At 52.2% G+C, this 8335-nt stretch carries 9 protein-coding genes, 3 tRNA genes and 1 rRNA gene; all 13 read right to left on the minus strand.

Annotated elements, in window-relative coordinates:
* Nucleotides 1–33: 33 nt before the first annotated feature.
* The gene (locus tag ACTQ52_RS01425; RefSeq protein ID WP_410043172.1) at nucleotides 34–483 is read right to left on the minus strand and encodes a signal peptidase I; all 450 of its coding nucleotides are present in this window, start codon (nucleotides 481–483) and stop codon (nucleotides 34–36) included.
* Complete coding sequence (locus ACTQ52_RS01430) at nucleotides 458–1567, minus strand: hypothetical protein (protein WP_410043173.1); 1110 nt, start codon at nucleotides 1565–1567, stop codon at nucleotides 458–460. Before ACTQ52_RS01430 ends, ACTQ52_RS01425 begins: the two co-directional genes overlap by 26 nt.
* A gap of 278 nt (nucleotides 1568–1845) precedes the next feature.
* Nucleotides 1846–2571 (minus strand): tRNA1(Val) (adenine(37)-N6)-methyltransferase, encoded by a 726-nt coding sequence (locus ACTQ52_RS01435; protein WP_441226758.1) that lies wholly within the window; start codon nucleotides 2569–2571, stop codon nucleotides 1846–1848.
* A gap of 5 nt (nucleotides 2572–2576) precedes the next feature.
* Nucleotides 2577–3650, minus strand: coding sequence for a PSP1 domain-containing protein (locus tag ACTQ52_RS01440; RefSeq protein ID WP_441981561.1), 1074 nt, complete (start codon nucleotides 3648–3650; stop codon nucleotides 2577–2579).
* A 22-nt stretch (nucleotides 3651–3672) separates the two neighbouring features.
* Nucleotides 3673–4590, minus strand: coding sequence for a DNA polymerase III subunit (locus ACTQ52_RS01445; RefSeq protein WP_441226760.1), 918 nt, complete (start codon nucleotides 4588–4590; stop codon nucleotides 3673–3675).
* Nucleotides 4591–4679: 89 nt separating this feature from the next.
* The gene (locus ACTQ52_RS01450; protein ID WP_441981562.1) at nucleotides 4680–5255 is read right to left on the minus strand and encodes a guanylate kinase; all 576 of its coding nucleotides are present in this window, start codon (nucleotides 5253–5255) and stop codon (nucleotides 4680–4682) included.
* 1 nt (nucleotide 5256) lies between these two features.
* Nucleotides 5257–5889 (minus strand): hypothetical protein, encoded by a 633-nt coding sequence (locus ACTQ52_RS01455; protein WP_441981563.1) that lies wholly within the window; start codon nucleotides 5887–5889, stop codon nucleotides 5257–5259.
* 18 nt (nucleotides 5890–5907) lie between these two features.
* Nucleotides 5908–6900 carry a biotin--[acetyl-CoA-carboxylase] ligase gene (locus tag ACTQ52_RS01460; RefSeq protein ID WP_441981564.1) on the minus strand — a complete coding sequence of 331 codons (993 nt, stop codon included), beginning with the start codon at nucleotides 6898–6900 and terminating at the stop codon, nucleotides 5908–5910.
* 142 nt (nucleotides 6901–7042) lie between these two features.
* Complete coding sequence (locus tag ACTQ52_RS01465; protein WP_410043180.1) at nucleotides 7043–7246, minus strand: hypothetical protein; 204 nt, start codon at nucleotides 7244–7246, stop codon at nucleotides 7043–7045.
* Between the two features lie 558 nt (nucleotides 7247–7804).
* A tRNA-Glu gene (locus ACTQ52_RS01470) sits at nucleotides 7805–7876 on the minus strand.
* 6 nt (nucleotides 7877–7882) lie between these two features.
* A tRNA-Cys gene (locus tag ACTQ52_RS01475) sits at nucleotides 7883–7953 on the minus strand.
* Nucleotides 7954–8023: 70 nt separating this feature from the next.
* Nucleotides 8024–8096 (minus strand) — tRNA-Asn (locus tag ACTQ52_RS01480).
* Nucleotides 8097–8238: 142 nt separating this feature from the next.
* Nucleotides 8239–8335 (minus strand): 23S ribosomal RNA (locus ACTQ52_RS01485); the annotation flags it as partial.

The raw sequence follows: 8335 nt of genomic DNA on the forward strand, positions 1-8335 counted from the left end.
TCATTCGTGTTCTGTACGCCACCCGGTCGGTGCTCAGAAGAGAATATATTCCACCGTGCCGAGGATGTCCGCCTCCTGCACCCGTCCCGGATCTGCGTGTTCATTATGATCACCCTTTGTGATATAGCCACCCTCGTCTTTCCCTATCAGTCGATGGGTGACATACGTATCCATGCCGAAACCAGTCGCACGAAACAGGATGATATCATCCGGTTCCGGGGCACCCGTCCGCTCCCTGACGATAAGAATGTCACCAGAGGTATATGTGGGCTCCATGGATTCGGAGAGTACCACGACCGGCTTCCATCCGAAGAGGAAAAACGGCGTTCCATACCGCCGCTCCCGATAGGATGAAAGCATGGCATAGACTGCAATCACCATGAGAAACAGCGTGAGTATGCCGGATATCCATCCGAAGAACGTGTTCAGCTTTCGTTTGAGACCTCCTTTTGTTTTTTTACACGCTCTGTTCTGTCGATGCATATGCACTGTCCTCCTGGTTTTCTGACTGTGTGGCCCGATACAGGAGCCAGCACTTCATGATGATAAGGATCAGTAAGAGGACGAAGAGGAAGAGACAGATGACAAGCAGCACCTTCTCCCGCTGTGTCGGCCCGATATACAGTGTCACCGGATCCTGTATCGTCCCGCTTCCACCCTCTGTACTGATCTGTACGCTTGCGTGCTTCGGGCTTACATCCCGGATACGAAGCGCCAGCCTGGCGTTTCCGCCATCGTTCGTTGTGCCGTTTTTCTTCTCATTTTCCGTTTTTCCCACGCTTTTCGCTGCAGAAAAATCCCGCTCCGCTCCGGCGCCTGCTGCCTTCCTTCTCGTCTCCGGCAGCTCCTTCTTCGTACATTTCCTTTCTTCCAGGGAAGGCTTCGATATCCCCGACACATCGGGCGTCGAATCGATCCCGGACAGTTCCGCCGGATGTTTCTCAGCAGCTCCATACGGTCTGGAGGCGGTTTCCACCAGATCCTCCGGATGCGCATAGATGCGGTCGATCCACTCCATGAGCTGATCCATCAGTGTTCCCGGCGGATCCTCTGCGTGAAGACCATGCGTTTTTCCGTCATAGCCCTCGCCGCGAATCGAGGTTCCACCGTGTCCACCACCACCTGTCTGGCTTCCTCCGGAAGGACGGCCATCACTTGCGTTTTCCACGTCCTGTGTTCCGGCGCCGGATGACGGCGGTGGTTTCATCGTTTCTTCTGGTTCTGCTGTTCCCGGCGGCTTCTGTGTCTCCGTCGGTGTTTCCGTTTCCGGTGGTTTTTCCGTCTCTTCCGGCGGTCGCTCCTTAAGTGGAGCATCCGTTCCGGAGAAACAGATCGACAGCGTCAGCGTATTCCCGGCCACCGCGTTCGTCGCCTCCTTTCGTAAGTGGAGTCGAAGCGCCAGCTGTTGTTCACACCCCGCAGGGTGTGTGAGGATCTGCTCGAAGCTGTCCGTCCTGGAAAGCGAAGCGACCGTTCCATGAAGGAAGGCTTTTTCCCCATCCAGGAGGCTCAGCTCGAGCTCCTCTGCCAGTGCCTCCGACCCGGTAAATGTCACGGATTCTACCATGTACGCAAGGCACCTGTCTGTATGGTTTTGTACGAGAAGGATGTGTTCTGAGAGATCTCCCGGCAGAAGTTCATCCACACTGGAGAGATCAAGTTGAAACTGGAATTTTTCAGAATCGGCAACAGCCGTCGCCGCTGCCGGAAAAGAAAAAAGCACGAGAAACAAGGAAGTAAGCGTTAAAAGCTTCTTGATATTTCTCATGCTCAAAGACTAGCACAGTATGTGATTTTTGAAAATGTCTGAAAACGGACTATAATCTGAAAACAGACTATAAAATATCACGGTTTCAAGCCGTAAATCTGCATTATTTCATCCGAATAAATTTTTTTCTGACGGTACACGATCAGCGGTTTTTCCACCGTCAGCTGGCTTTTTCCACCCTTCACCGCCTCGATCAGCACCATGTTCGGTTCACTCTCGAGATACGGATACACGAGACGCATCCGCTTCGGCTCGAGATGCTCTGCACGAAGCGCGCAGAAGATATCCGCGAGCCGATTCGGCCGATGGACCATAAACAGCCGGCCATTCGATTTCAGCGTAAAGGCCGCTGCCGCACACACATCCTCGAGGGTACACAGGACCTCATGTCGTGAGATGAGCTTCCGGTCGGTCTGGTTTCGAAGGCCGGACTTCATGTATGGTGGATTTACCGTCACGATGTTCATACTCGAGTCATAGCCCATCGATCGGATATCCCGGAGATCCCCTAAGCGCATCGTCATCCGCTGCTCCTGGTGATTCAGCGCCACCGAGCGCTCCGCCATCGACTGTACACTCGGCTGCACTTCCAGACCGATCAGCTCCTTACACTCCGTTTTCGCCGCAATAAGAAGCGGGACGATCCCCGTCCCGCTGCATAGATCCAGCAATCTGGTTTCTGACGTCACGGCCGGCACGGCGAAGTTCGCCAGCAACACGGCATCCATACCGAAGCAGAAGCCCTCACTGTCCTGTATGATTCTGTAGCCATTACACTGTAAATCGTCGATTCGCTCTGCCATACACCTTACGCATCCTGTCCCTGCACGATGTCCACACCCAGCTTTTCCACCTGCTCTACGATCTCGACCACATCCGGCTGAGCCGCCTTCTTCTGCGGATCACCGCCCTTCGGACCATGTGCACGCTCATGTCCACCGCTCGCCGCATGCTCACCGCGACCGCTACGACCTTCCTTTTTTCCACCCGAAGCACTTCCCTGCGCGTTCTGTGCACGGTTGCCCTTCTGCTCCGGCTTCTTCTTATCGCCACTCGGACGCTTCCGCGGCTTGAACTTAAGCTCGGAAACCTTATACTCCCGGAGCTCCTTCTCATCTTCCTTTTCGAGACTGACGACGACCTTTACCTTCTGGCTGAGCACAGAGATGCTGCTGACCTCGCCTCGAAGACCATCCGGTGTAGTAACTGTATCACCGACGGACGGAAGACGTGCATTCAGGAACTCGTAGACATCCTCCTCGTTCTTAAGGCAGCACATCAGACGTCCACAGACACCGGAGATATTCGTCGGGTTCAGGCTGAGCCCCTGCTCCTTCGCCATGCGGATCGACACCGGCGCAAAATCGGACAGAAAGGTATGACAGCAGAGCGGGCGACCGCAGATACCATAGCCTCCCAGCATCTTCGTCTCATCACGTACGCCCACCTGTCGAAGCTCGATCCGCGTACGGAAGATCGCCGCGAGATCCTTCACGAGAGAGCGGAAATCCACACGACCATCCGCCGTAAAGTAAAACAGTACCTTACTGCTGTCGAAGGTATACTCTACATCGATCAGCTTCATCTCGAGATTATGCTTACGAATCTTCTCCTGACAGACCTTATAGGCCTCCTTCTCCTTCGCTTCGTTGTCGAGGTGGCGCTGATCATCCTCAGCGTTCGCCTTACGGATCACTTCCTTCAGCGGCTGTACGATTTTCGCATCCTCCGTCTCACGGTTTCCCATCACGACGAAACCATACTCGATACCACGTGCCGTTTCCACGATGGCATGCTCTCCGCGGGTGAAGTGGATATCCTTCGGATCGAAGTAGTATATCTTCCCGGCGGTTCTGAATCTAACTCCAATTACTTCTGTCATATATTCCTCATTTTATCGCATTTTATATACTGGTATCCCTGAGCCGGAGCAGAAAATTCTCCAGCATCAGATCCCGGTTCACATTAAACGTCTGATTCCGAAGCATACGCTCCAGATCATCCGTGGCCTGACCGAGTTTTTCGTAGCTCATCGCGGAGGCCATACGTATGATGACATTGACGGAGTCCTGTGCATACAGAAGCTCCATCTGCGACGTGCTTTTATAGCATAGCACATCCCGTAAAATAATTTCAAGAAAGCCAAGCAGGCTTCCCTGCGGCACCTTCCAGTCCTTACTCACATGTGTACAGAAATCGAGAATTTCGCGACCTGTGCGGAAGCGAATCTCGGACAGAAGCTTCACCGTTTCCTGCGCCCACTCCTCCGTGATCATCTCCGCATAACGCTCCCGGACATCCCGTTCGCCCGCCTTGATTTCGATGACACGCGACAGTATCGTCGGCAGAAACGCATCTGCGTTCGCCGCAAGCAGCATGATCACAACATACTCCGGCGGCTCCTCGAGGGTCTTCAGAATCGCATTCTGTGCCTGCGGATTCATCATCTCCGCATGCTCGATAAGATAGACCTTATAGGCCGCCTCATACGGACGCACGGCGACCGTATCCGTCACGTGGTCACGGATATTGTCGACCGAGATGATCGTCGGATGCTCCTCCGGCTTATTCGGCACGATTTCAAGCATATCCGGATGCTCATGGTTCTGCACCCGCTTCCGGACGCTATCCGCCCACTCCTCACAGCTCGCATACCCACGCTGCTGATAAATCGGCATCGCACCTGTATCCACCGATGACGGATCCCGGCTGAGCAGCTGCACTGTAAATTCCATCGCAGCCGACTTCAGAAGCTCCATATCCTCGCCCTCGATCAGATAGGCATTGTATATTTGATTTTCCGGTATTTTAATTGCTTTCATTGATACAGCTCTTTTTTATCCGTGGTCACTCCGCGCATGCCCCTGCACGTCTTCTGCCTCCGATTCCACCCACAGGCGCTCTTCCGGTTTCAGCCTCTCACATCCCGTTCGATCTCTTCGATGCAGTCCTCGAGATCCAGATTCAGGTACCGTCGGTCAATGCCGGCGGCCGCAAGCTTCTCCTCGGAAAAATCCACACGGTCCGCCTCGAAACGGCGCTGCATCTCCGCAAGCTTCGGTGTCGCCTCCTTCATCTCTCGAGCCCGCGCACGCGCCCGTCGGATCTCATCCGGCACCTCGATATAGATCGGGAAAACATGTCTGGCACCGAAATAATCCCGGGTACTGACATAGCTCTGGAGCACACCGATCATCAGGTAATCCTGCCCCGTCCGGAGCACGATCTGTCCATCATCGACCGTCGCATAGCGCCATGGACCATAGACCGTCTGGTAGGTCCGTTCCTCGATGATCCGACCCGTCTGCTCAAACTGATCCATCCTCTGATCCGTCACAAAATGATACTCGACACCCTCGCGCTCACCCTCACGAATCGGACGCGTCGTATACGGCGTGACCTCCTTCCAGTCCGGATGAAGCGCCTTCAGCCGCTTATAGATCGTATCCTTTCCGCTTGCTGACTTTCCAAACAAATAATAGATCATCTCATCCTCCGACCGGACCGCCCTCGCTGATGATCGCACCATCCTTCTGCACCGTCTCCGGACTTTCCTTGACGGTATCCGGGCCGACGACCGGACCGTTACTGACCTCTCCCTGACGGTCACCTCCAGGCACAGGGCCTTCGATGTCCGTATCCTTTCGAGACGGCAGCTCCTCTACCTTATCCGTGGACTTCGATTCCTTCGTCTCTCTGCTTTCGTCTTCCGCCGTGCTTTCCTTCTTCGACTCTGCTTCAGAGGACTTTACACTCTCCTCGATGGAGGCTTCGACGGACTCGATCTTCTTTTCGATCTCCTCATCCTCGGCACCGGTCGCTGCCGTTTCCGCCGGCTGCTGCGCACTTTCTGTCACCTGGATCTGAGCGCTCGTTTCGACCTCAGCACTCTTCTTCGTGTCGATGCTGACCACAGTCGCTGTTTCACTCTCCTGTGTTGCTACCGCGGTCACCCGAAGATCTGGAAGCGTAAAGCCACTCACATTTTTAAATACGAAAAACGCCACCAGGATCGCGATGATCAGCATCGACACCGCAAAAAGAATCTTAAACAGATCCCCGACCAGCGTCGCCTCCTTTCGCTTCTTTCGTTTCGTACTCCGCTTTCTATAATCACTCATTTCACATGACTCCCAAACTTATTTGTACACGATCTGATCGCCATCCCGCAGACGCACCGAGACCTCACCGAAAACCAGTGTACCCTCGCTTCCATCCTGCTCGACGATCTCCAGCGTTCCGTCCGGGCGGATGCCGGTGGCTCTGGCCGGCCGCTGTGTCTTTCCATCGATGACCATGATGTCATGTCCCGGCACCATGTTATGATCGATGTATTCCTGTGCCAGTGTCTTCTCTGGTGCGAGCGCATAGAACTCCCGAATCAGCTCCGCTGCGATGCGGTTACGATCCACGATTTTTCCCTCGGAACGCTTTCCGAGAATCGATCCGGCCTTCTCGCGGATATCCTCCGGGAAGCCCTCCTCCGGTTCATAAAGATTGATGCCGATGCCGACGATGACGAATTCCATGCGGCCCGACTCCATACTGGTCTGCCCCTCCGAGAGAATACCACAGACCTTGTGGCCCTCATAATACAGGTCATTGACCCACTTGATGGAAAGCTCGACTCCGCAGACCTTGCGGACTGCACGATAAACTGCGACGGCAGACTGCGCGGTCAGCATCAGATTATCCATGACGGTACCGTCCGGACGAAGCAGCATGCTGATATAAAGACCGGTTCCTTTCGGTGAGAAGAAACTGCGCCCGAGTCTTCCCTTGCCGCCGGTCTGATAATCGGAAATCACCGTTGTCCCTTCCGGCACGTGCTCTGAAACCGCCAGCTTCTTCAGCACATCATTCGTACTCGTAATCTCCTGAAATACCGAAACCGGATACGCATGCTCCAGATAACGGGAGATGGCCTGTTCTGACAGCACATCACTTTCCAGTGAAAGCATGTATCCCTTATTTTTTACAGCCTCGATTTCATAGCCATCCTCCTTCAGCTGATTTACCGCCTTCCAGACCGCCGTACGAGAGCAGTGAAGCTCCTGTGCGATTTCCTCACCGGAGATATAGTGTCCCTTGTTTTCTTCAAATAATCGGATCAATGTTTCCTTAACCGTCATGTCAGCCTCCACCAGATCTCAAGTTTACTATTCTGACCCGTAAATAATAACAAAAATCCATATTGAATACAAGAAAGGAGGCCGTACCAATACCGACCCCCTTTCTTACGATTTTCTACAGATTTTTACGCTACCTGCTCCCTCATGCCAGTGATACCCACTGGAAATTAATCGAGGATGAGCACGCATCGACATATTCTCGTTTAAAAAATCCCCCATCTTTCCGATGAAGCATCTGGTCCCAGTTTTCAGCCGGGCACTCTTCTCCATTAAACAGGATCTGAAAGCCCTTCTCACGAAGTCTCTGAAGGCCTTCAAGAAATCTCACGTTCATCTGGTAATCCATACTGCTCCTCTCCTGCCGGAGATACACATCAGACCAATCCCAGATCGTCTGTATGCACCACCGAACATCATGAACACATTGTTTTTTCGTTCTGAATCGCCAAAACATTTAAAATAGTCAGGATGATTCGAAAAGAGGGGGATCTGCGACCGCAGAGGCACCACTAAACCTTCGCAGATCGCAATCCGTAGACGTCTCGCTCTCCAAACAACATCTGCCGGATGTTCCGAGGATTGTACTTTCTCGTAAACAATTGCATTATACCGTATAAATTTCATTCTGCATATAGTCTACATGTAGACTATAGTCCTCAAAACGACTATGGTCTGTTTTCAGACTATACCTTATGTAGTATGTATTTCCATCCTGAATCGTTTTCATATTATATATGTAGAGAATTATCTTCGACCGATAATTTTAAAATTTTTTCTGACACCTGGATTTCTGCTCATTATATATGCGAGATATGTTCGAAACATATACTTCTGATTCACATATTCCGAATCTTTTTTTATTTCCGGGCACAAAAAAAGTCCCAGGATACTTCCCAGGACCTGATGACGCCAACGAGATTCGAACTCGTGATACCACCGTGAAAGGGTGGTGTCTTAACCGCTTGACCATGGCGCCAAAGAGAGGCGAGAGTCGGATTCGAACCGGCGCTCAGGGTGTTGCAGACCCATGCCTTACCACTTGGCTATCTCGCCATAAAATACATTCTTAAAAAACAAATAGGGTTAAGACAAGCATCGATGTCTTAATCCCACTGTCCAGAAGCTCCTCCAGTTGGACTCGAACCAACGACACCGCGGTTAACAGCCGCGTGCTCTACCGACTGAGCTATGAAGGAATAATAACAAGAATATCTGCAAAATCTTTCATTCTAAAGAAAGATTTTAAAACATCAAACCTACCAGCACATCTACTGTCGTAGATGCCGCATACTCGTGATTGTGGAAGTAAATCTTCACGCTTCACTCGTCTTGCGCACATTGGATAAGCCCTCGACCTATTAGTAACTATCACCTGAATGCTTTGCAGCACTTACAGCTTAGCCCTATCAACCTTGTAGTCTTCAAGGGGTCTTAC

It is taken from the genome of Oribacterium sp. Sow4_G1_1, assembly GCF_052116105.1.
Taxonomy (GTDB): Bacteria; Bacillota; Clostridia; order Lachnospirales; family Lachnospiraceae; genus Oribacterium.